Annotated in this window: 21 protein-coding genes and 2 pseudogenes; 9 read left to right on the top strand and 14 right to left on the bottom strand. The window is 60.3% G+C overall.

The genetic code is table 11. From position 1 onward, the window contains the following. Positions 1–158: 158 nt before the first annotated feature. The 4 genes from M0746_RS08185 to M0746_RS08170 all read right to left on the bottom strand — a co-directional run bounded on the left by M0746_RS08185 (position 159) and on the right by M0746_RS08170 (position 3,383). Positions 159–845 carry a hypothetical protein gene (locus tag M0746_RS08185; RefSeq protein ID WP_342454855.1) on the bottom strand — a complete coding sequence of 229 codons (687 nt, stop codon included), beginning with the start codon at positions 843–845 and terminating at the stop codon, positions 159–161. Continuing rightward, the gene (locus M0746_RS08180) at positions 821–1,897 is read right to left on the bottom strand and encodes a hypothetical protein (protein ID WP_258448751.1); all 1,077 of its coding nucleotides are present in this window, start codon (positions 1,895–1,897) and stop codon (positions 821–823) included. The genes M0746_RS08185 and M0746_RS08180 overlap by 25 nt, the downstream gene beginning before the upstream one ends. A gap of 23 nt (positions 1,898–1,920) precedes the next feature. Beyond that, positions 1,921–2,163, bottom strand: a complete 243-nt coding sequence (locus M0746_RS08175) for a delta-60 repeat domain-containing protein (protein WP_258448750.1) — start codon at positions 2,161–2,163, stop codon at positions 1,921–1,923. Positions 2,164–2,453: 290 nt separating this feature from the next. After that, complete coding sequence (locus tag M0746_RS08170) at positions 2,454–3,383, bottom strand: hypothetical protein (RefSeq protein WP_208940675.1); 930 nt, start codon at positions 3,381–3,383, stop codon at positions 2,454–2,456. A gap of 297 nt (positions 3,384–3,680) precedes the next feature. Between M0746_RS08170 and M0746_RS08165 the strand changes: the two genes are divergently transcribed. Together M0746_RS08165 and M0746_RS08160 are read left to right on the top strand one after the other, a co-directional pair. Next, entirely contained in the window at positions 3,681–4,364 is a 684-nt protein-coding gene (locus M0746_RS08165) for a response regulator transcription factor (RefSeq protein ID WP_203418544.1), read from the top strand. After that, the gene (locus M0746_RS08160; protein ID WP_208940673.1) at positions 4,342–5,736 is read left to right on the top strand and encodes a sensor histidine kinase; all 1,395 of its coding nucleotides are present in this window, start codon (positions 4,342–4,344) and stop codon (positions 5,734–5,736) included. Before M0746_RS08165 ends, M0746_RS08160 begins: the two co-directional genes overlap by 23 nt. Before the next feature lie 177 nt (positions 5,737–5,913). On the opposite strand, the gene M0746_RS08155 is transcribed toward M0746_RS08160, so the two are convergent. Together M0746_RS08155 and M0746_RS08150 are read right to left on the bottom strand one after the other, a co-directional pair. Further along, the gene (locus M0746_RS08155) at positions 5,914–6,582 is read right to left on the bottom strand and encodes an HAD-IA family hydrolase (RefSeq protein WP_258448749.1); all 669 of its coding nucleotides are present in this window, start codon (positions 6,580–6,582) and stop codon (positions 5,914–5,916) included. Positions 6,583–6,636: 54 nt separating this feature from the next. After that, positions 6,637–7,050 (bottom strand): response regulator, encoded by a 414-nt coding sequence (locus M0746_RS08150; protein WP_208940671.1) that lies wholly within the window; start codon positions 7,048–7,050, stop codon positions 6,637–6,639. Between the two features lie 198 nt (positions 7,051–7,248). On the opposite strand from M0746_RS08150, the gene M0746_RS08145 reads away from it, so the two are divergent. After that, positions 7,249–8,190, top strand: a complete 942-nt coding sequence (locus M0746_RS08145) for a class I SAM-dependent methyltransferase (protein WP_258448748.1) — start codon at positions 7,249–7,251, stop codon at positions 8,188–8,190. Between the two features lie 125 nt (positions 8,191–8,315). Here M0746_RS08145 and M0746_RS08140 read toward each other — a convergent pair whose 3' ends face one another. Further along, positions 8,316–8,948 carry a TetR/AcrR family transcriptional regulator gene (locus M0746_RS08140; protein ID WP_258448747.1) on the bottom strand — a complete coding sequence of 211 codons (633 nt, stop codon included), beginning with the start codon at positions 8,946–8,948 and terminating at the stop codon, positions 8,316–8,318. Between the two features lie 165 nt (positions 8,949–9,113). Between M0746_RS08140 and M0746_RS08135 the strand changes: the two genes are divergently transcribed. Then, positions 9,114–9,554 carry a hotdog fold domain-containing protein gene (locus tag M0746_RS08135; RefSeq protein WP_258448746.1) on the top strand — a complete coding sequence of 147 codons (441 nt, stop codon included), beginning with the start codon at positions 9,114–9,116 and terminating at the stop codon, positions 9,552–9,554. Positions 9,555–9,722: 168 nt separating this feature from the next. On the opposite strand, the gene M0746_RS08130 is transcribed toward M0746_RS08135, so the two are convergent. The 3 genes and pseudogenes from M0746_RS08130 to M0746_RS08120 form a co-directional block, all read right to left on the bottom strand. After that, on the bottom strand, positions 9,723–10,409 hold the full coding sequence (locus M0746_RS08130) for a GNAT family N-acetyltransferase (RefSeq protein ID WP_208940667.1): 687 nt from the start codon (positions 10,407–10,409) through the stop codon (positions 9,723–9,725). A 75-nt stretch (positions 10,410–10,484) separates the two neighbouring features. After that, positions 10,485–11,041, bottom strand: a pseudogene (locus tag M0746_RS08125) (YceI family protein). Positions 11,042–11,124: 83 nt separating this feature from the next. After that, on the bottom strand, positions 11,125–12,480 hold the full coding sequence (locus tag M0746_RS08120; protein WP_208940665.1) for an MATE family efflux transporter: 1,356 nt from the start codon (positions 12,478–12,480) through the stop codon (positions 11,125–11,127). A gap of 201 nt (positions 12,481–12,681) precedes the next feature. On the opposite strand from M0746_RS08120, the gene M0746_RS08115 reads away from it, so the two are divergent. Together M0746_RS08115 and M0746_RS08110 are read left to right on the top strand one after the other, a co-directional pair. Beyond that, entirely contained in the window at positions 12,682–13,242 is a 561-nt protein-coding gene (locus tag M0746_RS08115) for a chorismate mutase (protein ID WP_258448745.1), read from the top strand. 136 nt (positions 13,243–13,378) lie between these two features. Next, positions 13,379–15,022 carry a sensor domain-containing diguanylate cyclase gene (locus M0746_RS08110; RefSeq protein ID WP_258448744.1) on the top strand — a complete coding sequence of 548 codons (1,644 nt, stop codon included), beginning with the start codon at positions 13,379–13,381 and terminating at the stop codon, positions 15,020–15,022. Between the two features lie 54 nt (positions 15,023–15,076). Here M0746_RS08110 and M0746_RS08105 read toward each other — a convergent pair whose 3' ends face one another. Beyond that, on the bottom strand, positions 15,077–15,463 hold the full coding sequence (locus tag M0746_RS08105; RefSeq protein ID WP_258448743.1) for a c-type cytochrome: 387 nt from the start codon (positions 15,461–15,463) through the stop codon (positions 15,077–15,079). A gap of 54 nt (positions 15,464–15,517) precedes the next feature. Then, a complete protein-coding gene (locus M0746_RS08100; protein WP_258448742.1) occupies positions 15,518–16,849 on the bottom strand; it encodes an aminotransferase-like domain-containing protein in 1,332 nt (443 codons plus the stop codon). Between the two features lie 91 nt (positions 16,850–16,940). Here M0746_RS08100 and M0746_RS08095 point away from each other — a divergent pair, with 91 nt between their 5' ends. Beyond that, positions 16,941–17,834 (top strand): DMT family transporter, encoded by an 894-nt coding sequence (locus tag M0746_RS08095; protein ID WP_258448741.1) that lies wholly within the window; start codon positions 16,941–16,943, stop codon positions 17,832–17,834. Here the strand turns inward: M0746_RS08095 and M0746_RS08090 are convergent. Further along, positions 17,835–18,652 (bottom strand): annotated as a pseudogene (locus M0746_RS08090) (cupin domain-containing protein). It abuts the gene before it with no gap. 218 nt (positions 18,653–18,870) lie between these two features. Between M0746_RS08090 and M0746_RS08085 the strand changes: the two are divergent. Together M0746_RS08085 and M0746_RS08080 are read left to right on the top strand one after the other, a co-directional pair. Next, the gene (locus M0746_RS08085) at positions 18,871–19,389 is read left to right on the top strand and encodes a carboxymuconolactone decarboxylase family protein (protein WP_258448740.1); all 519 of its coding nucleotides are present in this window, start codon (positions 18,871–18,873) and stop codon (positions 19,387–19,389) included. A 190-nt stretch (positions 19,390–19,579) separates the two neighbouring features. Continuing rightward, positions 19,580–21,811, top strand: coding sequence for a GAF domain-containing hybrid sensor histidine kinase/response regulator (locus M0746_RS08080; RefSeq protein ID WP_258448739.1), 2,232 nt, complete (start codon positions 19,580–19,582; stop codon positions 21,809–21,811). Here the strand turns inward: M0746_RS08080 and M0746_RS08075 are convergent. Further along, complete coding sequence (locus M0746_RS08075; RefSeq protein WP_258448738.1) at positions 21,779–23,224, bottom strand: SulP family inorganic anion transporter; 1,446 nt, start codon at positions 23,222–23,224, stop codon at positions 21,779–21,781. The two genes, M0746_RS08080 and M0746_RS08075, sit on opposite strands and share 33 nt — an antisense overlap. Positions 23,225–23,353 lie beyond the last annotated feature (129 nt).

Below are 23,353 nucleotides of genomic sequence, written 5' to 3'. Positions count from 1 at the left end.
GTGTTGGGCCGTCGACGCGGGTACTCCGTCAGCGCAACAAGGTGCGCGTGAAGCACTGTAGTTCATACCTCAGCAAAGGCCTGGATCATTTACGTTAAGCGATATCACCAGAGGAAATATTGATCCAGGCCAGTAAAGACGGTGGGATTGTCCAGCGATCAGTTGGAGAAAACGAACTGCCCTTTGATCTTCTTCGCACCAATAAAGCCCAGGTCCGGAAACAACAGGGATTTGATCCAGGCGGCGTAGAACACAATGGCCAGCGTGATGCCGACGGCGATCACAGTCGACAACGGATCTTCCTCATAGCCTTTGAACATGGGCGACACCTGACTGATGGTGAGGAGAACGTAAACGGTGTAAGCGGCTGCAACGTTCTTGTAGAAACCCCACGCAAACAACAACGGGATGCCACCGGCGATCAGCAACATGATGAGTGCCAGAACCGGGGTTGCGTCATAGAACAGAAAGAAACCGAAGACTGCGCCGATCAATGCCTGGATGCAGGTCAACACAACCAGCAAGGTGACTTTAAGTGAATGTTTTTCTCTGAGGACCGGATCCGCACGCCCCCGATCCAGGCTGCTAACACGCGATCTTTGACCGCTCCACCCGACAACGCTTTGAACGTTTCGGTTTTCGAGCGCCCGGCTTCGAGCATTTCCACCAACTGGCGTTTGATTTCCTTCTTGTTCAACGTGTTCATCCTTAAAGAGATAAAGCGGCCAATCCACTTCCGGCGGCGATTCTCGCCGTTGGCCCCGCAGAAAGCAAAGAGCCGCTTCCAATTCAAAGTGAAAGCGGCTGCAATCTGATTGCTTTAACCCAGAAGACGTGTGGCCCACCCACCGACTACCACCCATTCCCATGTATCAAGCAAGTAATAGCCACAGGCAACGATTCGCCCGTCGTCCAGCACGTTCATATCCTTGTAATAACAAAACATCGTTTCATCATCAAAAACGTAGAAACCTTTTCCGTTAAACGCCGGATCCAATGAGCCGTCAGCACGATAGCGGGCTGCAATATACGTATCCCCACCGTTGATATATCGAATGCTGCCATTACCGGCTACGACGATTACCCCATCCTTCTGCGATACGCATTTTTTCCAGTGAACGCCAGCCTCTTGCAGGGGCGCAAACAAAGGTTGGCCTCCATTGAATACAAGGTTGTAACTACCATTGGAATTAAGCACAACAATGGCGCCTTGTAATGTGCCCATTGGAGCACCTGCACCTACGACTACAATTCTCCCATCGCCTTCTCTCACCGCTATGTCGTTGAACTCGACCCAGCGGTGCTTTAGCGTGAAAGCCCGGCCATCATTGAAGGAATTATCGATATGGCCGGAACCATCAAAACGAATCAGGTAACCACCCTGTAGCCCCGGGGTATCGTCAGTATATTTTCCACAGACCAATACCTTGCCATCTGGCTGAGTAGCGACTCCCAAGGCCGTATTGGATGTATTGTCAAAGTCAACCAGCGCAAACCCATGATCATTGAACGTCTTGTCTTTCGACCCGTCCGGGTTGAGCCGAAGAATGATGCCGTTCGAGTTCACGAATTCGTCGAAGACATTGGAAACCACGATTATCTTGCCATCCGCTTGTTCTGTGACTGAACTGCCCGATCCCGCAGTTGCCCGCGAAGACCGTACTCTCTTCCAATGTCGCGGACCTGAACTGACATTGCCGGGCGGAATCAGCTCAGGCTTATCCATTTCATCGAAACGAAGGTAACAAACACCTTCTTCACCGAAGGACGGATCTTGCTGTCCATCAGGGAGACAACGCACGAGCGCTATTCCCTCTACAGAGCCTGCTTGTTGATAGGTACCCCGCAACAGCCACGCGCCATCTTGCAAGAGACTGAGCCCGACAACATGCGCCATGATTGCGTTTTCCAAAGCAATTACTACAAACCCCTTTCCCCGCCGAATCCAGTGTCCAGTGTTCCGTCTTCGTGAAACCGGGCAACCGTGGCCGACCCGAATAAATCAAACGGGTAAAATCCAACCAGAGTCTTTTTGTCAGGCAATGCCAATACGGCTGCTGATTCGATATCAGGCAATCCGTCTAACGGAAACTTTAGCTTCCCCGCATCGGCGAAGGCCGGATCAAGAGTACCTGCGTTTTCAGGTTTCAATCGCGTGTTCATGTCAGTCACTCGAGGCAAACTTGAATAAACGTCTTGTCTATTCCCGCTCCGATTCCAGCACTTTCATCACGCGGCGCCACCTGTCAGAAATACTAGTTCCACTTGCCGTGCAGGCCAAATACATGACCCTATAAGCCAGAAATGAAAAAGCCGCTTTCACCCGAAGATGAAAGCGGCAGAGGCATCCTGCCTCAGAGGGATCAGTGCACGAACAGGGCGATCAGGATGATGATCGGGATAGGCACGCCGAGGAAGAACAGCAGTAATGAGCGCATGGTTTTGCTCCTTGTTTAACGGACTGGAGTGGTCGTGGTGTAGGTGTCGACTTCGACGTATTCCACCGCGTCGCGACGACGACCGCCGAAGGTGGCGGCGAGGCTGGCAAAGAACGCACCGGCCAGCAGTGCGACGAACATCCACAGCGAGGTGTAGGCAGCGACTTTGGCGGCGGTGTCGGCGGCTTGCTGAGCTTTCAGTTTGGCGTCGGCGATGGCTTTCTGCGTGCTGGCGTAGATCTCGTCGACACGACGTTCAGCATCGGCCTGGCTCAGATTGGTTCGCTGGGCGACCAGTTGGGCCAGGTAGGTACGGTCTTCGGCACTGAGCTGACCGTTGGCCAGGCTCTGGGCGAAGATGCGGGTCACGGTGCCGCGTGCGGCGTCATCGCTGACAGCAACAGGACGGTCGTCGCGAAACAGGCTGTCGACGAAATAGCCGTACTGATCGCTGTCAGTGTTGGCAGCCGCCGAACCGGCCGCCTGACTCATCGCACCGGCAGCACCGCCGACAACGTTGGCACCGGCCTGCACACCGCCGCTGACGACGCTGCTGACCGAGCCGACCACCAGCATCGCGGTGACCAGTGTGGCCACGCACCAAGCGAGGAAACCGTGGGCGGTGTCGCGGAAATACACCTCGTCACCGTGCATGTTCGCCCACTTCACCCGCAGGCGACCGGCAATATAGCCACCCATGCCGGAAGCGATGATCTGCGTCACTGCCAGCCAGACAATCGTCGAAATACCCAGGCCCTTGGCGCTGACGCCCTCTCCGGCCCACGGCGAAACAGCGGAGAAACCCAGACCGAAGCCGAGCAACACCAGAATCATCGACAACGCCGCAGCCGCCGCAGCGCCCGCGAAAATCGCGCCCCAGGACACACCCGAAACGCTGCTTGACTCTTCAACGGCAGAATAAAATCCATCAGAAGATCTGTTCATTGTTGTTCTGCTCCACGCATGAAAAATGATGTTACAAGTACTCAACGGAGCAATTGCAGCGACCGTGCCAGTCGTCAGAACAAAATAAATTCATGATTTTCAATCATTTAGAAAAGATGAACTTCCTCAGACCATGCAATTTGCAACAACTGCGGGTTATCAGCGGGTTTTCTGCATTGGCTGGCGCGCTGAAATCTGCATTTGTGACAGCCTGAAGATGAAAGTTAATTTAAAGCGTCAGCGGAATTTCTTGGCAAAATGCTGCCATTCCGTTTGAACCGATCAGCAGGCCTGCCTATGACTCGTATCTTGACCATCGAAGACGACGCCGTGACCGCTCGGGAAATCGTCGCCGAACTCAGCAGCCACGGGCTCGATGTCGACTGGGTCGACAATGGCCGCGAAGGCCTCGACCGCGCCGTGAGCGGCAATTACGACCTGATCACCCTTGACCGCATGCTGCCCGAGCTGGATGGCCTGGCCATTGTCACCACTCTGCGCACCATGGGCGTGGCGACGCCGATTCTGATGATCAGCGCCCTTTCCGACGTCGACGAGCGCGTGCGTGGCTTGCGCGCTGGCGGTGACGATTACCTGACCAAGCCGTTCGCCACCGACGAAATGGCCGCGCGGGTCGAAGTGCTGTTGCGCCGCCAGACCAGCGTCGCCACGCAAGCGACGACGCTGCAGGTCGCTGACCTCGAACTCGACTTGATCAGCCACGAAGCGCGCCGTGCCGACCAGGTGCTGACGCTGCTGCCGACCGAGTACAAACTGCTCGAATTTCTCATGCGCAACAGTGGCCAGATCCTTTCGCGGATGATGATTTTCGAAGAGGTCTGGGGTTATCACTTCGACCCGGGCACCAACCTGATCGACGTGCACATCGGCCGCCTGCGCAAGAAGATCGACGCCGCCGGCAACGTTCCGCTGATCCGCACGGTACGGGGCTCCGGCTATGTCATTGCCGAACCCGTCTGACGGCTGGCGCTCTTCCAGCAGTCGTTTGCTGGCGCTGTACAGCTCGCTGTTCGTGGCCTGGAGCGCGATCCTCATGGGGGTCATGTATTACGAGGTATCGGGCTACCTCGACAACCTCGCCAAGCATTCGCTGATGCAACGCCAGCACCTGTTTTCGCACTTTCGTGGCGAGCAACTGGAAGACGCCCTCGCCGCCAGCATGACTTTCGATATTCGTGGCATCGACGCCTACGGCCTGTTCAGTGCCGACGGCGTTTACCTCGGCGGTGCGCTGCAACAGATTCCCGAAGGCTTGCCGCTGGACGGCAAGATCCACATGCTCGCCGACTGCGCCGATTCCGACGATCCGACCCTGCCGAACGACAGCTGCGATGCCGTGGCCACGCAAACCCGCGATGGCCGCTGGCTGGTGCTGCTGCGCGACAACGGTTCGCTGTTCGCGGTGACGCGGATCATTTTGCATGCGTTGTTCTGGGGCGTGTCGCTGACCATTTTGCCAGGTGTCGCCGGATGGCATCTGCTGCGGCGCCGGCCGCTACGACGGATTCGGGCGATTCAGGACAGCGCCCAGGCGATCGTTGCCGGTGATCTGACCCATCGTTTGCCGCTGTCCAATCGCCGCGATGAGCTGGACATGCTCGCCGCCATCGTCAACGCGATGCTGGAGCGCATCGAGCGGCTGATGAACGAAGTCAAAGGCGTCTGCGACAACATCGCCCACGACCTGCGCACGCCACTGACGCGCCTGCGCGCGCAGTTGTATCGCATGCAGCAACAGGCCGGCGAAGGCTCGCAGGAAGCGGCGCAACTGGATCTGGTGCTGGCCGAAGCGGATACGCTGATGGCACGGTTTCGCGGCTTGCTGCGGATTTCCGAGCTGGAAGATCGTCAGCGTCGCTCGGGTTTCGTGCAGCTCGACCCGGTGCAACTGCTCGAAGAACTGCATGAGTTTTACTTGCCACTCGCCGAAGAAGGCGAGCTGCGTTTCGAGCTGAACATGCCGGAAACCCTGCCGCCGCTCAATGGCGATCGGGCGTTGCTGTTCGAGGCACTGGCGAATCTGTTGAGCAATTCGATCAAGTTCACCCCGCCCGGCGGCACGGTCTTGTTGCGCGGGGTCAATGTCGGTGGGCAGACGCAGATCGAAGTGCACGACTCGGGGCCGGGAATTCCCGAGGCGGAGCGTGAGGCAGTATTCCAGCGTTTCTACCGCGCCGACGGCGGGCAACCGAAGAGCGGTTTTGGCCTTGGGTTATCGATCGTCGCGGCGATTGTCAGCCTGCACGGCTTCAGCCTGCAGGTGAGCAATAGCGATCTGGGCGGGGCGAAACTGCTGCTCGATTGCCAGCAAAGCCTGATCGGCAGTTCCTGATCAGCGCTTGAAATGCAGCACCTGCGATGATCGTTCCCACGCTCTGCGTGGGAATGCAGCCCGGGACGCTCCGCGTCCCTGTTCGAGAGGCGGAACGCGGAGCGTCCCTTGAGGCATTCCCACGCAGAGCGTGGGAACGATCGGTCCGGGGTGACCTAGACCGGGGAGAGGGGCCTTTCAGTTTTCCAACAACCGCAGTAACCCCTGACCATCAACCTCAACCCTGATCGCGTCATAACTGGCAATCGTCGCGTGCGTGGTCTCCAGCGGATGCTGATGAGTCGTGGTAATGATCATCACCGGCGCACCCGCCGCTTCCGCCGCTTGAATGCCCACCGTCGCGTCTTCGAATATCAGGCAATCGCGCGGTTCAACCCCGAGGCGTTGCGCCGCCAGGCGATACCCCGCCGGATCAGGCTTGCCGGCCTTGACGTCTTGCGCCGTGATCAACACTGCAGGCGCGGCAATCCCGGCGGCCGCCATGCGCCGCAACGCCAGATCCCGCGGTGCCGAGGTGACCATGGCCCAGCGCTCGGCCGGCAGGCTATTGAGAAACGCCGCGGCGCCGGGAATCTCGACAATGCCTTCGACGTCGTCGATTTCCGCAGCGGTAATGAACGCCGCTTGGGCTTCGGCGTCCACCCCCGGCAGGTTCAGACGCGTGATGGTGTCGATAGCACGTGCACCGTGGATGGTCGGCAGAAACGCCTCGACATCGACGCCATGGCGTACCGCCCAGGCCGACCAGATACGCTCCGCAGCGGCGATCGAATTGAGCACGGTGCCGTCCATGTCGAACAGGAAGGCACCGAACGCGCGGTCGAAAACAGAAATTTCAGCAGACAAAAGGGCAAATCCTCTGACAAGGGCGGGCAAATTCGCCCGCCAATGTAGCACCCGTCAGTGCAATTGCGGGGCCTTGGACTTGAATGCCTCTTCCACGCAATCGAGCAACTGACCGATCGCCCAGGGCTTTTTGATGAACGCCACCGAATGCTTGACTCCCGAGGTTTCCGGGGTCTCGTAACCGGACATGACCATCACCGGTTTTTCCGGCCAGCGATCACCGAACAAATTGGCCAGGTCGGCGCCATTGAGTGTGCCGGGCATGGTGATGTCGGTCAGCAACAGCGCAACGTCCGCCGCGTGTTTTTCCAGATACAGTGACGCTGCGTCAGCGCTGGTTTGCGGTTCGACCTTGAACCCTTCCTCCTGAAGAATTTCGCAAAGAAACTCCAGAATCAACGGATCGTCCTCGACTACCAGAATCAACCCGCCAGGAAGGTGCGCGCTCGACGTAGGTGTAGGGCACATGAACAGCACTCCCCGAATTACATTTTTCGATTAGCGGTTTGGATCCGCTGCTTATCTGGTATGAGCCACGCGCTCTGCAGAAATTCACTTTTGATACAGGACTTTTCGACAACGAGGTTTCCAGCGGTATGGGTCGGGGTTCGCAACGCAGCAATTGTGGTTAAAATGCCGGCCCCTTCTGCTTGCCGATCCTGACCGATGACCCCTGACGCTCTCGCCACCCTCCGCGCCCATTTGCTGCCGGCGCTCGCCGCCGCTCCCAGCGAAACCCGTCGCCTGTTTCACGGTCGCGGGCGCTGCTGGCCGGGGCTGGAGCAGTTGACGGTGGACTGGCTGCAGGGCGTGGTGCTGGTGTCGCTGTTCAAAGAACCGGCGCCTGAGCAACTGGCAGATCTGAAACGCTTGCTGCTGGACATCACTGCCAGCGAAGAATGGCGGCAGTGCGGTGCGCATACTTTGTTGATCCAGCATCGCTACTTGCCACAAAGCACCGCCGAATGGCTGCTCGGCGACGAAATTGAGGAAATGACCATCGTCGAGGGCGGCTTGCAGTACCGCGTCGATCTGGGGCGCAAGCAGAACGCCGGGCTGTTTCTTGACATGCGTTACGGGCGCGACTGGGTGCGTGAACAGGCCAGCGGCAAACGCATTCTCAACCTGTTTGCCTACACCTGCGGTTTCTCGGTCGCGGCCATCGCCGGCGGCGCCAGCCATGTAGTCAACCTCGACATGTCCCGCGCGGCGCTGAGCCGCGGTCGCGACAATCATCGCCTGAACGGCCACGACCTGAGCAAAGTCAGTTTCCTCGGCCACGATCTGTTCAAGTCCTGGGGCAAGGTGATCAACGGCGGCCCGTACGATCTGGTGATCATCGATCCGCCGTCGTTCCAGAAAGGCAGCTTTCTGCTGACCAAGGATTACCAGCGCGTGCTGCGGCGCCTGCCGGAATTGCTCACAGCACAGGGCAGCGTACTGGCGTGCATGAACGACCCGGCGTTCGGCTCGGACTTTCTGATCGATGGTGTGACGCGGGAAGCGCCGGGGTTGCGTTTTGAGCAGCGGCTGGATAATCCGCCTGAGTTTCCGGACATCGATCCGGAGAGCGGCTTGAAGGCGCTGGTTTTCCAGCGCAACGCCTGACTTGACGAAAACTTTCTGAACAACACCCATCTCGCTCCCACAGGGTTAGCGTTCTGCTTGAGAAACATGGCGGGCCAGCGCAAACAACTTGGGCTGCCCATTGACTGCCATCCCCCTGCGCAAAATCAGTCTGGCAACGCCGAGTCGGCGCGAATCGAGCGCCATGCGGCTTGCGCCAGTACTTCGCGATATTTCATCGGGCTGCCTTTCACTCGCCCCGCCAGCCACGCCCGGCAGTAGCTATCGGCCTGGCCGATGATCAGTGATGGCAACAATTCGAACGGCAACTCGCGCAGTTCGCTAATGCGCCCGGACTCGCCGAGCCATTCGCGCAGGCGCCGATTGCGCGCCTTGTTGCGTTCCGCCAACTCGTCCTTGAACGGTCCCTTGGTCACGGCAAACCGCGCGTGATACTGAAAGCGCGCCCATTGCGGCTGGCGCTCGACCCAGTCGAGGTAGCTGAACACCAGCGCCTGCACGCCTTGTTCGGTGGTTTGTGCGGCATCCAGATATTCATCACGAAGCCGCGTCTGATCCTCCAGCGCCGTAAAAAACAGCGCCGCGACCAAGCCTTCCTTGTTGCCGAAATGGTGATAGATCGCGCCGACGCTGGTATCGCACTCGGCGCGAATCATCTCGATGGTGGTGGCCTCGATGCCCTGTTCATTGAACAGGTCCAGTGCTTTGCGAAAGATATCGCGCTTGAGCTCGGCGCGCCGGCCGGGGTAACTGCGTTCAAGTAGATCTGCGGTGTCCATGCTGCTCACAGCCTGAAAAATGAAAAAGTCGAAGACACGCTCGTGCCCAATAAAAAAGCCTGCACAGGTTGACAGATTTGGCGCAGACAGAATACCGTTCCGTTACAGAATATTATTCTGTAACGGAACATAGTTCTGCAAATTACTTAGCGCGAGGCGTTTTCCATGAGTCAGTCTCTCAGCATGTTCAACAGCGTCGGCTCCGACGCTTTCAGCAAAATGGCCTGCCAGTTCGCCCCCTACTTCAGCACGATCAACCCGTTGATCACCGAACTGCGCCCGAATGCAGCCACCGTGCAAGTGCCGTTTCGCAAGGAAATCACCAACCACCTCGGCACGGTCCATGCGATTGCCATGTGCAACGCGGCAGAACTCGCCGGCGGCATGATGACCGACGTTTCGATCCCCGACGGCGCACGCTGGATTCCCAAAGGCATGAGCGTGGAATACCTGGCCAAGGCCAAAACCGACGTGACGGCGGTGGCCAGCGCGGAAGGCGTGGATTGGCAAAGCGCGGGCGACAAGGTGGTGACCGTCGATATTCACGATACCGAGGGCAAAAAGGTCTTCACGGCGCGGATTATCATGAATGTGAAGCTTGGCTGAATGGACGGGTGTTGCGTGAGCCTGACCTCACCCCAGCCCCTCACCCGGCGGTAAGGGCGCCGATCCCGGTTGCCTGCCGACCTGATCGTTCCCACGCTCCGCGTGGGAATGCAGCCCCGGACGCTCCGCGTCCATGACGCAAAGCGTGATGAGAAAACTCCGGTCAACTCAGTGCAGCGTCAGCCGCTGCCGGACAAACTCCTCGGTATGCCGGGTCGTCTGATCCAGATGCCGGTCGCGCTGTTTCTCGGCGTCGAGCATCGCGCGCTTGCCGTTTTTCTGCAGCAGATAGGTATGAATCTGCTGCACCTCGAGTGAGCGATAGATCGGGGTGGTATCGATGAAACCGCGCAAGCCGTTGCTGCGATAGTGCCGGGTACTCATCAGCACCTGGGTTTCGCGCGAGCCGATCACCTCAAAGCCCAGCGCCTCGAAATACGCGACCTTGCCAACGCTACACGTCAGTTCGGCATGCGGGTATCGCCCGACCATCTCGCCGAGCATCGCCCGTGCCACACCCTGGCGCCGATGCCCTTCGCGCACCGCCATGTAGGCGACGCTGCACGCTTCCCAGTCGCCCTGCACCGGCAGGTACAGAACAAAGCCGATGACCTGCTCCGGGTCGTCCTCAGCGGTCGCGACCAGCAATTCCACTTCGGTGCCCTTCTCGCCGTTCAACGCTTCCAGATACAGATGCACCTCATAACCCACCGCGTACTGATAGACGTTGTACAGCAGGTTGCTCGGCCCCAAGCCGACGGCGCTGATGTCGGTCAGGTAGTCGACGACCATTTGCAGGATCTGGCTGTTGACGCTTTCAGGGCATGGGGTTTTGTAGTGGGTGATGCGTGGCATGACAGGCAAACTCCGGCGGAAAACGGCGACATCATACCTTGTGGATCAACAGAGTCTGCCGATGTCAGCTCAGCGTCACTGCTGCGGCGCCACGACCTTGAACTTGATCGCGATCTCTGTGGACACCACAGAGTCCGCCCACTCCCCGCGCCGAGGCCGAACTCGTCGCGCTTGAGGATCATCTCGCCGTCGAACACACCGATGCCTTTGCCCGGTTTCAGTTCTACTGGCACCTGAACAGCGCGAGTCATGCCTTTAAGGGTGAGCTGGCCGTCGACCAGATAGCGATGCTGTGCGACTTCAGTGAAACGCGTCGACTGAAACACCGCCACCGGAAAGTTCTCGATGTCGAACCACGCCGGTTTCAACAGTTCGGTGTTGGCGTCTTCACTGCCGGCATCGATGCTGCTGAGGTCGATGTGTAAAGTGGTCCGGGCGTTGCCGAGGTCATTGCTGTCGAAATCCAGCGTTGCCTCGAACTTGCCGAAGATGCCATACATCGGCGCGCCCATCTGTTTGTAAGTGAAGCTGATCTGGCTGGCGGTGGTGTTGACCCGGTTGTACTCGACGGCCTGCGCCGCAGCCGAGACGCATAAGGAAAACGCGGCAGCCAGCAGCAATCGGATCAACATGACTTTCTCCAGGCTGGGCTCGCTATAGGGACACCCCGATTGACTTAAGCAAACAACTGACCGTTACGCCAACGCTAATCGGGCTAAACCAACCGTTCGATCTTCTGATGCCGCCAGACCAGTTTGTAATACAGCGTCTGCAGCACCAGCATGCCCAGATACGCGACCGGAAATGCCATCCACACACCTTGCAAACCAAACTGCCCGTCGAGCCAATACGCTGCCGGCAGTTGCACGCCGACCACGCAGATGATCGCAATGGCCACCGGCACCAGCACCGTACCGCTGGCGCGCATGATGCCGCCGATGATCGCCTGGAAGCCGAACACCAGCAGGCTCCATAACATGATGTGCAACAGGTGCTCAGCCATCGCCCGGGTCGAGTCATCGGTGAGGAACAGCCCGAGCAACCAGTGCGATAGCAGGTAACCGAGAACGATCAAACCACCGGTCAGGCACACGTTGATCAAAAGGCCCGTACGCAGGATCGGGCCCATGCGTTCCAGCCGCCCGGCACCGATGGCCTGTGCACCAAGAATCGATGCGGTGATCGCAATCGACAGCGCCGGAAACTGCACGTAGTTGACGATCTGCGTCACTGCGCCGTAAGCCGCGGTTGCTTGCGAACCGTGCTGGTTGACCAGTGCCAGAATCACCAGCTCCGACAGCGACAGCACAATCATTTGCACGCCGGTCGGCAGGCCGATGCGCAGCACTTTGCCGAGAATCGCACCGTCGAGTCGCAGTGCGGCAAAAAATTCCCGGTCCGGCGCCAGTGGATGCCCCTTGCGAATCAAGCGCCACGCCAGCCACGCCATCGCCGACAGGTTACCGGCCAGTCCGGCATAGGCCGCGCTCTGAATACCCAGTTGCGGCAAGCCGAACCAGCCACGAATAAGCGCCGGCGTCAGCGCCAGCCCGACGCAGGTCGAGACCATCAGTGCCAGCAGCGGTGACAGCGTATCGCTGACCCCGCGCAGCAATTGCGTGAACAGCACGAATACCAATAGCGACGGCAGAATCCACAGCATCACATGGGCGTACGCCACTGCATCGTCCAGCACATCCGCCGGCGTTCCCAGCCCGGTCAGCGCCTGTCGCGCAAATACACTGCCGAGCACCGCCGCCAGCAACCCGATCAACACCCCCAACAGCAGCGTCGCGCCGGCGATCGCCTTGACCATGTGCGTTTCGCGCGCGCCCCAGGCCTGGCCGATCAGCACACCCGCCCCCGCACCGAGGCCGATCACCAATGCGATAAAGAAGAACACGACGGGAAACATCCCCGACACCGCCGCCAGCGCCTGGGTGCCGAGCATCTGGCCGATGTAGATGCTGTTGACCGTGCCCGACATGGATTGCAGAAAGTTTGACAGCACCATTGGCGCAAGGAACAGCAGATAGGTTTGCCAGAGCGGGCGGTGGTCGGCGACTTGCATTGAGGGGTGGTCCATCTCTACGGCGGGAGGGTTGATGGAGGATAGCTTCGATGACATGCGGGCGGTGTGCAATTAACATTTCCGTTCGCTGTTTATCAGCGGTCCAAACATTGTCTAAACGATCGCTGAGGGCAGTAGGTAGCGTGTCACGGGCTGTGGTAAATACAACGCACGCCAATTTCTCTGCTTGAGGTTCTGTACATGCCGCACCTTGCCAATCTGCTGACCGGTACCTTTCTCGCCCTCCTCGTCACCGGCGCTCAAGCCGCTACGCCCGCCGAAACCCTGAAGCCGTTGGTGCAGACGCTGAACGAACGCCTGAACATCGGCGACCTCGTGGCGCTGACCAAATGGAACAGCGGCAAGCCGATCCAGGACAGCCCGCGTGAAGCGCAAGTCATCGCCAATGCACGAACGCTGGCCACAGAACACCAACTCGATCCGGAAGATGTCGCGCAATTGCTCGCTGCGCAAATGGAGGCGAACAAGCTGGTGCAGTACGGTCTGCTGGCCCGGTGGCAAGCCGCCGGAGCCGCGCCAGACACGCCGCGTCCTGATCTGGGCAAGCAGATCCGCCCACGCCTGGATCAATTGCAAACGCGGCTGCTGCAGCAGTACGCCGACTTCGCGCCGTATCGCCATGATGCCGACTGCCCAAAGTGGCTGGTCAACGCGCGCAATGGCCTGACCGAGGATGCGCTGCATGAGCTGGCGCTGACCCGTGCGACCGGTGAACTGTGCATTCGGCCGGTAGCGCCGTAGGCAACAGCGTACGCACCTCTTCCAGAATCACAGGCAAGCCAACCTGAAACGGCCGCGGGGTATCCACACTTGACTGGCCCCCGCCGCCCATTGCGCATACCATTCGCCGACAAAATCAGAACAGACCCCGCCTGCCATGCTCAAAGCCAGTCTGCGTAGCCACCTCACCCTCTGGTTCGCCGGACTGTCCTTGCTGACGCTGTTGAGCGTGGGTTTCTATGTCGGCCATATCGCCACCGAGCAGATGAAGCAGGCCAGCGGCAACGCGCTGCTCAATACCGCGCGCGCGGCGGCGTCCTCGTTGGGCGAGCAACTGCGCGAACGCCAGCTGGAGGTTTATCTGCTCAGCCGCGCTCCGCACCTGGAGCGCGGCGATCTCGACAACCCGGCGATCCTCAAATCCATGCAATTGCGCACCGATGCCCGCGCCGAGTATGCGTGGATGGGCGTTACCGATGCCGAGGGCAAGGTGCGTCAAGCGGTGGGCGGTTTGCTGGTCGGCCAGTCGGTGCAGCAACGGCCGTGGTTCCGCGCCGGGCTGGATGGCGAGTACACCGGCGACCCGCACGAGGCCGTGCTGCTGGCGAAAATGTTGCCCGGCCTGCCCAACGGCGAACCGTTGCGTTTCATCGATTTTGCCGCACCGATCCATAACGCCGATGGTCAGGTGATCGGCGTGCTGGGCGCGCATGCGCACTGGAGCTGGGTGACCCGCATGATCGAGTCGGCGGCATTCGCGCATAAACATTCTGCGCCGGACATCCAAGCGTTGATCATCGATCACGATGGCAAGGTTCTCTATCCGGAAGCACTGGCGGGCCAGCAAGTGGCGACGGCAGACGAAGAGCTGCAAGGCTGGACGGCGAGCAATGGTTTTCTGACCAGTACGGTCAGCGTGCCGACGCCCTCCAGCACGGCACTGACCTGGTCGATTGCCGTGCGCCAGCCACTGGAAACCGCACTGCAACCGGCACGCCTGCTGTTCTACAAACTGCTGATTCTCGGCGTGTTCGCGGCGCTGATTTTCGGCCTGGTGGCTTACTATCTGGCGCTGTATTTGAGCCGGCCGATCGAGCAGCTCGCGCACTCGGCCCGGCAGGTGCAGAACAAACAGACCGGCGCGCAATTTGCCCTGCAACACCCGGTGCAGGAAATTGCCCAGCTCGGTCAGTCGATCGAGGCCATGACCCAGTCGCTGCTCGCCAAGGAACGTGAGCTGCAACAAGCCAATGCGTCGCTGGAGGCCACCGTCGCGCAACGCACCGCAGCGCTGACCAAGGCCAATGCCGAACTGCTCAATCTGGCGACTCACGACGCCTTGACCGGCGTTTATAACCGCCGTCGCTTCGACGAAAAACTCACCGAGTACACGCTGCTGTTTCGCCGCACCGGCCGCCCGTTCTCGCTGCTGCTGATCGACGCTGACCACTTCAAACGCATCAACGACACCCACGGTCACGCAGTGGGCGATGCCGTCCTGCAACAATTGGCGCAACTGATTCAGGCCAGCGTGCGCAGCACCGACTTCGTCGCGCGTTACGGCGGCGAAGAGTTCGCCGTACTGCTGCCGGAAATCGCCACCCCCGACACACCGGACGTGGTCGCCGAAAAGATCCGCGCGGCCATCGCCAGCGCGGATTTCCCCGGCATCGAACAGGTCACGGTGAGCATCGGTATCGGTCTGGCTGACCCGGCCGACAACAGCCATGCCGCGCTGCTCAAACGTGCTGACCAGCAGCTCTATCAAGCCAAGGCAAACGGTCGAAATCGGGTGGCGTGATCAGGCGATGTTCAGATATCGCTTCGGCGTCGCAGTTGGAAATCGCCGCAGGATTTACTGAGAAAACGTCTGCAGATACGCCAGCAGATTATTCAGCTTCTCCTCGTCGCTCAGCCCCCAGAAAATCATCCGTGTGCCGGGCACCACGCCTTTAGGGTCTTTCAGGTAGGCAATCAGCGTTTGGCGATCCCAGGTCAGCCCGGAGTTTTTCATCGCGTCGGAATATACATAGTTCGCTGAAGTCCCCGCCGCCCGGCCAATGATGCCATTGAGTTGCGGGCCGAATCCGGGGCGCGCGGATTCGCCGACCTGGTGGCAGCCGCCGCACAGGCGCGGGAAGATTTTTGCGCCGGCTTCGGGGTCGCCTGCGGCCTGCGTGAGAGGACTGAGCAGGCCGGTGCCGAGCAGCAGCGAGAGGGTCAATGCAGCAGAGTTTTTCATCATCACGGATTCCGGTTCGATTGCAACGGGCGGCGCAAGGTTAGCATCTTGTCTTCATAGATAAGCACCGAGGATCTGGCGGATTTTCTTCAGCGCCTGGCGTAGCACATCGATGTCGACCGAGCCCAATGCCAGACGAATCGCGTGCGGCACATGGCTTGCCACGGCGAACGGTTCGGCGCTAGTGACCGAAATCTGCTCACGCATCAATTCGACGACGATTTGGTCCGCACGGACATCCTCCGGCAGCGGTAACCAGAGGAAATACGAGGCCGGATGGCCAATACAATGCAGGCCTTTGAGCACCTCGGCGGCCAACGCTTGTCGCGTCTTGGCGTCGTTGCGTTTCTGCTCTTCAAGCAGCGTCACGGTGCCGTCGTCGAGCCAGCCGCAGGCGATGGCGGTCATGACGCCGGGGGTGTTCCAGGTCGTGGCCCGGATCACCCGTTCCAGCGCTGGCACCTGCTCGATGGGTGCGGCGATGAAGCCCACGCGCAGGCCCGTGGCGATATTTTTCGACAGGCCCGAGACGTACACCGTGCGTTCCGGCGCCAGATCGATCAATGCGCGCGGCGGGTTGTCCACCAGAAACGCGTAGGCCGCATCCTCGATCAATGTCAGATCGTGCCGCCGGGCAATCGCCACCAATTGCTCGCGCTGCACCAATGGCGTCACCCAGCCCAGCGGATTGTGCAGCGTCGGCATGCAGTACACGGCACGCACTGCGCGATGGCGGCAGAGTTTTGCCAGGGCGTCGAGGTCCGGGCCCTGGGCGCCGGACGGGATCGCGACAATTTCCAGATGCAGTGCTTCGGCCAGGACCTTGAAGCCGGAATAGGTCAACGCGTCAGCGGCGATCACATCGCCGGGCTTGAGCAGCGCCATCAACGTCACCGCCAGCCCCTGCTGGGCGCCGTTGACGATCAGCACTTGCTCGGCCGAGACCTCAACACCGCGGCTCAGCAAATGCCGGGCGACTGATGCGCGCTCGTGGCCTCGACCGGCGTGGGGTTGATAGCGCAGCAGCGCTTCGAGGTCGCCCGACAAGGCCAATTGGCGCAGCGCTGTGCGCAATAGCTCGGCCTGCCCAGGCAATGACGGGTAGTTGAAATTGAGGTCGATCATGCCGACCGCCACGTCTTTCTGATCGATGCCCTGCCCCGGCGCCAGCAACGTTTCACGGACAAAGGTGCCGCGCCCGGTTTCACCGCTGACCAGCCCCATGGCCTCAAGCTCGGCGTAAACGCGCGAGGCGGTGACCAGCGCCAGCCCTTCCTGCGTCGCCAATTGCCGATGGGTCGGCAAGCGTGTGCCCGGTGCCAGACGCCCCGAACGAATGTCCGCAGCATAAGCGTCGACCAAGGTTTTATAACGGGAGCGTGGCATGTCGAAGTGTATCCATGACAATTTTTTGATTGTGCTGATTCTCGGCCCTAGCATCGGCGCAACGCCACTCACTTGTCGAGCGTGACTTCGTATGGAACAGACCTCGCACCTGCCCGCCCCGGCAATGGAAAAAACCAGTGGCTGGATCAACGGTTTCATCGGCGTGCTGATTTTCAGCGGCTCGCTGCCCGCCACACGCCTGGCGGTGCTGGAGTTCGATCCGGTGTTTCTGACGGTGCTGCGCGCTGCTACCGCCGGGGTGCTGGCCGTGGTTCTGCTGGGGTTGTTCCGCCAACCACGGCCGGCGCGCAATCAATGGCTGTCGCTGCTGATTGTCGCGCTCGGCGTGGTGCTGGGTTTTCCACTGCTGACCGCGTTGGCACTGCAACACGTAACGTCGGCGCATTCGATTGTGTTTGTAGGATTGCTGCCACTGGCCACGGCGATTTTCGGCGTGCTGCGCGGCGGTGAGCGGCCACGTCCAGTGTTCTGGCTGTTTTCGATTATTGGCAGTGCGCTGGTGGTCGGTTTCGCCCTGTCGCAAGGTTTGACCGCCTCGCCCATTGGCGACCTGTTGATGCTCGCAGCGATTCTAGCGTGCGGCCTCGGTTATGCCGAAGGCGCGAAGCTGTCACGTAGCCTCGGTGGCTGGCAGGTGATTTGCTGGGCGCTGGTGCTGTCGTTGCCGCTGATGACGATAACCAGTGTGTGGCTGGCGCCCGCCTCGTTCGCCACCATCAGTGCATCGGCTTGGCTGAGTCTGGGCTACGTGTCGCTGTTCAGCATGCTGATCGGTTTTGTGTTCTGGTATCGCGGCCTGGCTCAGGGCGGGATCGCAGCGGTCGGGCAATTGCAATTGCTGCAGCCGTTTTTCGGCCTGGCACTGGCGGCGACCTTGCTGCACGAACAGGTCAGCCTCGGCATGCTGGCAGTGACGTTAGGGGTGATTCTCTGTGTCGCCGGGGCGAAAAAATTCGCGCGATGATTATTCCAAAGCGGCCTTCCATTCGCGCGGACTGAGCCCGGTCTTGCGGCGAAACGCCCGGGCCAATGCCGACGGGCTTTCGTAACCGACTTCCTCGGCGATCAGCGCGATGGGCCGGCCCTCGCGCAGGCGTTTCTGCGCCAGACTGACCCGCCAGCTCAGCAGATAATCGGCCGGCGTCTGCCCAACCACCCGACGAAACTGCTCGGCAAAACCGGCACGGGACAGGTTGGCGACTGACGCCAGCTCGGCCACGCTCCAGGGTTTTTGGGGTTGTTCATGCATCAGGTTCAAGGCCCGGGACAAGCGCGGATCGGCGAGCCCGGCAATCATTCCGGGCTGTTGCTCGCGGCTGCTGATCAAGTGCCGTAACAGCAGAATCACCAACAATTCGAACAGCCGATCCATCACCGCCACACGGCCGCAATGGCCTTCGAAGGCTTCCTTGAACAACCATTCGAGAGTGCTGCCCAGTTCGGGAATATCGGTCAGCTTCAGCACCAGATAATCCGGTAGCGCCGCCGCAAGGGCATTGCCGGAGCCGCCGTCGAATGTCAGCGAGGCACAGACCAGCCGGGTGTCCATGGCTTCGTCGGCAAACATGCGATGAGTGAAGGGCCGGGGAAAAAGATCAGCGACGGTTCAGTCAGCCGCATCTCACGCTCACGGCCCGGCTGCAACAGCAGCTCGCCCGCCTGCAATAGATGAACATGGCCGACCGGTTCGTCCTCATGCACGCTGACGCCACAAAACGCGCCGCTGTGAAAGGTCCCGGCATTTACGCCGAAATGGCTGAGCAAGGTTGACAGGCGATCCATGGACGACTCCGGCTTTGTTGGCTGCTTGGGGTGTTGCAACGCTGGCTCCGCGTCGACACTTTCGCGAGCAGGCGGCCGTCCAGTCAATGAACTCTCTAAGCGCTTATTTGGACGATCTGCAGCATATCCTCGACGATTTGCCGCCAAAGCACCAGTCGCTCTCAATAACATGGCCTCCATCCCCGGCGCACTTCGCACCGGTCCTTCGGAGAATCACCATGAGCCGCATCAACGCTATCAGCCTCGACACCGCCACCGACGCCACCCGCCCAGTGCTGGAAGGCGTGAAAAAGAAAATCGGTTTTCTGCCGAATCTGTTCTCCACACTGGCCAAGGCGCCGGTCGCCCTCGACACTTATGTGCAGGCTTCGGCGATCCTCGGCAAGACCTCGCTGAGCGCCCAGCAAAAAGAAGCGGTGTACCTCGCCACTTCGCAAGTCAACGGTTGCGACTACTGCCTGGCAGCGCACACCCTGTTCGCCGGCAAGGCCGGACTGTCGGCCGAGGACATCGTCGCCGCCCGTCACGGCGAACTCAACGCTTACGCCGCCCTCGCCCGCCAATTGGTCGAAACCCGCGGCCACTTGAACGATGAACAGATTGCTGCCGCACGCGCCGCTGGTATCGACGACGTGAAAATCATTGAAGTGATCGCATTGGTAGCGGTGCAGACGTTGACCAACTACCTGAACAACACCGCGCTGACGGACATCGATTTCCCCACCATCGACGCGTGATAAAAAGTCAGCAACAACGCCGTGGCGAGGGAGCGATACCCTCGCCACAAATCGTTTCGTGCGCTGCATCGTGGCATGATGCGCACAGGTCCGGATCCACCGCTGGCCAACACCACGCCGGCACTCTGAAACCAAACACCGGCACGAGGGTCTTCTTCACATGCTGACGTCAGGATAAGACAAGTTCCCCATGAAAGACTGGTTGCAGGACAACGGCGCAATGGCCGAGCAGATTCGACGTCACGATTGGGCGAACAGCCCGCTCGGTCCGTTGGAGCACTGGCCCGATGTGCTCAAGACCACTGTCTCGCTCTGCCTCGCCTCGCACTTCCCCCAAGCGATCATTTGGGGACCGGAACTGATCACCCTGTACAACGACGCGTTTGTGCCGATTCTCGGCGACAAGCCCGACGCATTGGGTCGCCCCTTCAGCGATATCTGGAAAGAAGCCTGGAGCGAGATCAGCCCCATTGCCGATGCGGCCTACGCCGGACGCGCCACCTATATCGAAAACTTCGCGCTGATGATCGAGCGTGGCCGCGGCCCCGAGCAGGCCTATTTCACCTTCTGTTACAGCCCGATTCGCGACTCTCTTGGCAATGTCGTCGGAATGATCGACACCGTCACCGAAACCACGCAGACCGTCCACCTCAACCAGCGCCTGGTGGTCCTCGATGCGATCGGCAAGGCGGTGACCAACGCCACTGACGCCCAGGACATTCTGGCGACGAGCACGCGGCTGATGGTCGAGCAGTTGCAACTGTCCAATTGCGCCTACGCCGACATGGATGCCGACGAAGACGGCTTCACCATTCGCGGCGACTACGCGGCGCCGGGCTCGCCGAGCATCGTCGGCCATTATCAGTTACGCGATTTCGGCAAAAAAGCCGTGACCCTGCTGCGTGCCGGCAAGCCGTTGATCATCCATGACAATCGCAGCGAACTGCCGCCGGAAGAATCGGCGACATTCCAGGCCATCGGCATCACGGCGACCATCTGCATGCCGCTGATCAAGCAAGGTCGCTTGACCGCATTGATGGCCATTCACGACAAGGCGCCGCGAGTCTGGTCGGACTTCGAGCAAGCGCTGCTGAGCGAAGTGACCGAACGTTGCTGGGCGCACATTGAGCGGGTCCGCGCCGACGCCAGCGTGCGCGAAGGCCTCAACGCGCTGGCCGAACTCAACGCCACGCTGGAACAGCGAGTCGAAGAGCGCAGCCTGCGCCTGGCCCATGCCGAATCAGCGTTGCGCCAGTCGCAAAAACTCGAAGCCATCGGCCAGCTCACCGGCGGCGTCGCGCATGACTTCAACAACCTGCTGACGATCATCCGCTCGTCGGTGGATTTTCTGCGCCAGCCCAATCTTTCCGAAGAGCGCCGCCAGCGTTATATGCGTGCGGTGTCCGATACGGTTGAACGCGCTTCCAAGCTGACCAGCCAGTTGCTCGCCTTTGCCCGTCGCCAGCCGCTCAATCCGCAGGTGGTCGATGCCGGCGAGCGTCTGGAAAACATCGGCGAAATGCTCGAATCGGTCACCGGTGCGCAAATCCATGTGTGCGTTGAACGGCCCGATCATCCCTGTTATATCCGCGTCGACCTGAGTCAGTTCGAGACGGCGCTGATCAACATTGCACTCAACGCCCGTGATGCCATGAACGGTCAGGGGCTGCTGAAATTGCGCCTGGAGTGCAACAAGGCACTGCCAGCGATTCGCGGCCACGCCAGCTCCGGCGGGCAGTTTGCGTCGATTGCTCTGGCGGACAGTGGCCCCGGCATTGATGCGAAGACGCTCGAGCATATCTTCGAACCGTTTTTCACCACCAAAGATGTCGGCAAAGGCACCGGGCTGGGCTTGTCGCAAGTGTTCGGCTTTGCCAAGCAATCGGGCGGCAACGTCGACGTGTCCAGCGTGCTCGGTGAAGGTTCGGAGTTCACCCTGTACCTGCCGCAGGTGCCTGCCAGCGAAGTGGAATGCAACGATGCGGCGGACGATGCCGATGCAGAGCCGCTGCACGAAAAGCGTCGGGTGCTGGTGGTCGAGGACAATCTTGAGGTGGGCCGCTTTGCCAATCAGATTCTGCAGGACCTGGGCTACGAGACGGTCTGGGCGACCAACGCCGAGGAAGCGCTGCAACTGGCCGGTGCCGACGCCATGGGCTTCGATGCGGTGTTTTCCGACGTGGTGATGCCGGGCATCACCGGCGTCGCACTCGCCAAGGAGCTGCGCCGACGCCGCCCGGATCTGCCGGTGATTCTGACTTCTGGCTACAGCGAAGAACTGGCGCGCAGCGGTTACGAGGGGTTCGAGTTCATCGCCAAGCCCTACTCCGCCGATCAGGTCTCGCGCATTCTCGGCAAGACCTGGCTCAAGGACACGAACTGTGAAGGTTCAGTCGTGGTCGACGCCGGCACGCTTGAGTAACTTCTTGCAGCGCTCCGACAGATGAAACACCTGCAAATGCTTGCCGGCCTTGGCGTAGCGTTCGCGCAGGGTTTTCAACGCGGCGATTGCTGAATAATCGACGAAGCTCAGATGCCGGCAATCCAGCGTCACCCGGGCCGGGTCATTGGCTGGGTCGAACTGGTTCAGGAACGGCGTGGTCGAGGCGAAGAACAACGTGCCGTGCAAGCGATAGAGCTTGCTGCCGTCGGCTTCCAGATGCTCGTCGGCGTACAGTTCGCGCGCCTGCTGCCAGGCGAAGTTGAGCGCAGCAATAACGATGCCGCAGAGCACGGCAGTGGCCAGATCGGTGAACACGGTGATGGTGGTCACAGCGATGATCACCAGCACATCGTTGAACGGCACTTTGTTGATTACTCGCAACGATGCCCAGGCAAAGGTCTGCTGCGACACCACGAACATCACGCCGACCAGCGCCGCCAGCGGAATCCGCTCGATCAGCGGCGACAGGAACAGAATGAACAACAGAATCAGCACGCCGGCGACCACCCCGGACAACCGCCCGCGCCCGCCGGAACTGAGGTTGATCACCGTCTGGCCGATCATCGCGCAACCGCCCATGCCGCCGAACGCACCCGAGACCATGTTCGCCGCGCCAAGCGCCACGCACTCGCGATCCGGGTAGCCGCGGGTTTCGGTGATTTCGTCAGTGAGGTTGAGGGTCAGCAGGGTTTCCAGCAGGCCAACCAGCGCCATCAGGATTGCGTAAGGCGCGATGATGCGCAGGGTTTCGAGATTCCACGGGATGTCCGGCAGCGCGAAAGTCGGCAAGCCACCGGCAATATGCGCCATGTCGCCGAGGGTGCGGGTCGGCAAACCGAACACATAGACCAGCAGACCGACGCCGAGAATCGCCACCAGCGCCGGCGGCACCGCACGGGTCAGGCGCGGCAGGACGTAGACGATGGCCATGGTCAGCAGCACCAGACCGGTCATCAGATACAACGGCGTGCCGCTGAGCCAGTCTTCACCGCTCTTGAAATGCTCCAGTTGCGCCAGGGCAATGATGATCGCCAGGCCGTTGACGAACCCCAGCATCACCGGGTGCGGCACCATGCGCACCAGTTTGCCCAGGCGCAGCAGCCCGAACGCCATCATGATCAGACCGCCGAGCAGCACCGTCGCCAGCAGATACTGCACGCCATGCTGCACCACCAGCGCCACGATCACCACGGCCATCGAGCCTGCGGCGCCGGACACCATGCCCGGCCGCCCACCGAACAACGCCGTCAGCGTACAAATGATGAACGCGCCATACAGGCCCATCAGCGGATTGAGGTGCGCCACCAGCGCGAATGCAATGCATTCGGGCAACAGGGCAAACGAGGTAGTGAGTCCGGCCAGGACATCGGCGCGCAGACGAATCGGTTTCATGGCTTACCTGACTGAGCGGCCGACGCGGCGACCGCAGGTGTTCGGGAAAAGAGGGGGCGAATGTTACGGAATTGTTCCGTGTCGGGCCAGTGATCGCTGACAGGTGTCGACCCGGACCTTATGCTGGGG

The organism is Pseudomonas sp. S11P7, assembly GCF_023195435.1.
GTDB classification, from domain to species: domain Bacteria; phylum Pseudomonadota; class Gammaproteobacteria; order Pseudomonadales; family Pseudomonadaceae; genus Aquipseudomonas; species Aquipseudomonas fluorescens_G.
This window is presented reverse-complemented; position numbering and strand designations above follow the sequence as displayed.

Bases quoted from the DNA above. Each gene is read 5' to 3' on its own strand.
- M0746_RS08170 (WP_208940675.1), bottom strand. From the start codon at position 3,383: ATGAACAGATCTTCTGATGGATTTTATTCTGCCGTTGAAGAGTCAAGC.
- M0746_RS08095 (WP_258448741.1), top strand. From the start codon at position 16,941: ATGGAACAGACCTCGCACCTGCCCGCCCCGGCAATGGAAAAAACCAGT.
- M0746_RS08120 (WP_208940665.1), bottom strand. From the start codon at position 12,480: ATGCAAGTCGCCGACCACCGCCCGCTCTGGCAAACCTATCTGCTGTTC.
- M0746_RS08180 (WP_258448751.1), bottom strand. From the start codon at position 1,897: ATGGCGCATGTTGTCGGGCTCAGTCTCTTGCAAGATGGCGCGTGGCTG.
- M0746_RS08130 (WP_208940667.1), bottom strand. From the start codon at position 10,409: ATGCCACGCATCACCCACTACAAAACCCCATGCCCTGAAAGCGTCAAC.
- M0746_RS08135 (WP_258448746.1), top strand. From the start codon at position 9,114: ATGAGTCAGTCTCTCAGCATGTTCAACAGCGTCGGCTCCGACGCTTTC.
- M0746_RS08105 (WP_258448743.1), bottom strand. From the start codon at position 15,463: ATGAAAAACTCTGCTGCATTGACCCTCTCGCTGCTGCTCGGCACCGGC.
- M0746_RS08175 (WP_258448750.1), bottom strand. From the start codon at position 2,163: ATGAACACGCGATTGAAACCTGAAAACGCAGGTACTCTTGATCCGGCC.
- M0746_RS08165 (WP_203418544.1), top strand. From the start codon at position 3,681: ATGACTCGTATCTTGACCATCGAAGACGACGCCGTGACCGCTCGGGAA.
- M0746_RS08115 (WP_258448745.1), top strand. From the start codon at position 12,682: ATGCCGCACCTTGCCAATCTGCTGACCGGTACCTTTCTCGCCCTCCTC.
- M0746_RS08075 (WP_258448738.1), bottom strand. From the start codon at position 23,224: ATGAAACCGATTCGTCTGCGCGCCGATGTCCTGGCCGGACTCACTACC.
- M0746_RS08110 (WP_258448744.1), top strand. From the start codon at position 13,379: ATGCTCAAAGCCAGTCTGCGTAGCCACCTCACCCTCTGGTTCGCCGGA.
- M0746_RS08080 (WP_258448739.1), top strand. From the start codon at position 19,580: ATGAAAGACTGGTTGCAGGACAACGGCGCAATGGCCGAGCAGATTCGA.
- M0746_RS08145 (WP_258448748.1), top strand. From the start codon at position 7,249: ATGACCCCTGACGCTCTCGCCACCCTCCGCGCCCATTTGCTGCCGGCG.
- M0746_RS08160 (WP_208940673.1), top strand. From the start codon at position 4,342: ATGTCATTGCCGAACCCGTCTGACGGCTGGCGCTCTTCCAGCAGTCGT.
- M0746_RS08085 (WP_258448740.1), top strand. From the start codon at position 18,871: ATGAGCCGCATCAACGCTATCAGCCTCGACACCGCCACCGACGCCACC.
- M0746_RS08100 (WP_258448742.1), bottom strand. From the start codon at position 16,849: ATGCCACGCTCCCGTTATAAAACCTTGGTCGACGCTTATGCTGCGGAC.
- M0746_RS08140 (WP_258448747.1), bottom strand. From the start codon at position 8,948: ATGGACACCGCAGATCTACTTGAACGCAGTTACCCCGGCCGGCGCGCC.
- M0746_RS08150 (WP_208940671.1), bottom strand. From the start codon at position 7,050: ATGTGCCCTACACCTACGTCGAGCGCGCACCTTCCTGGCGGGTTGATT.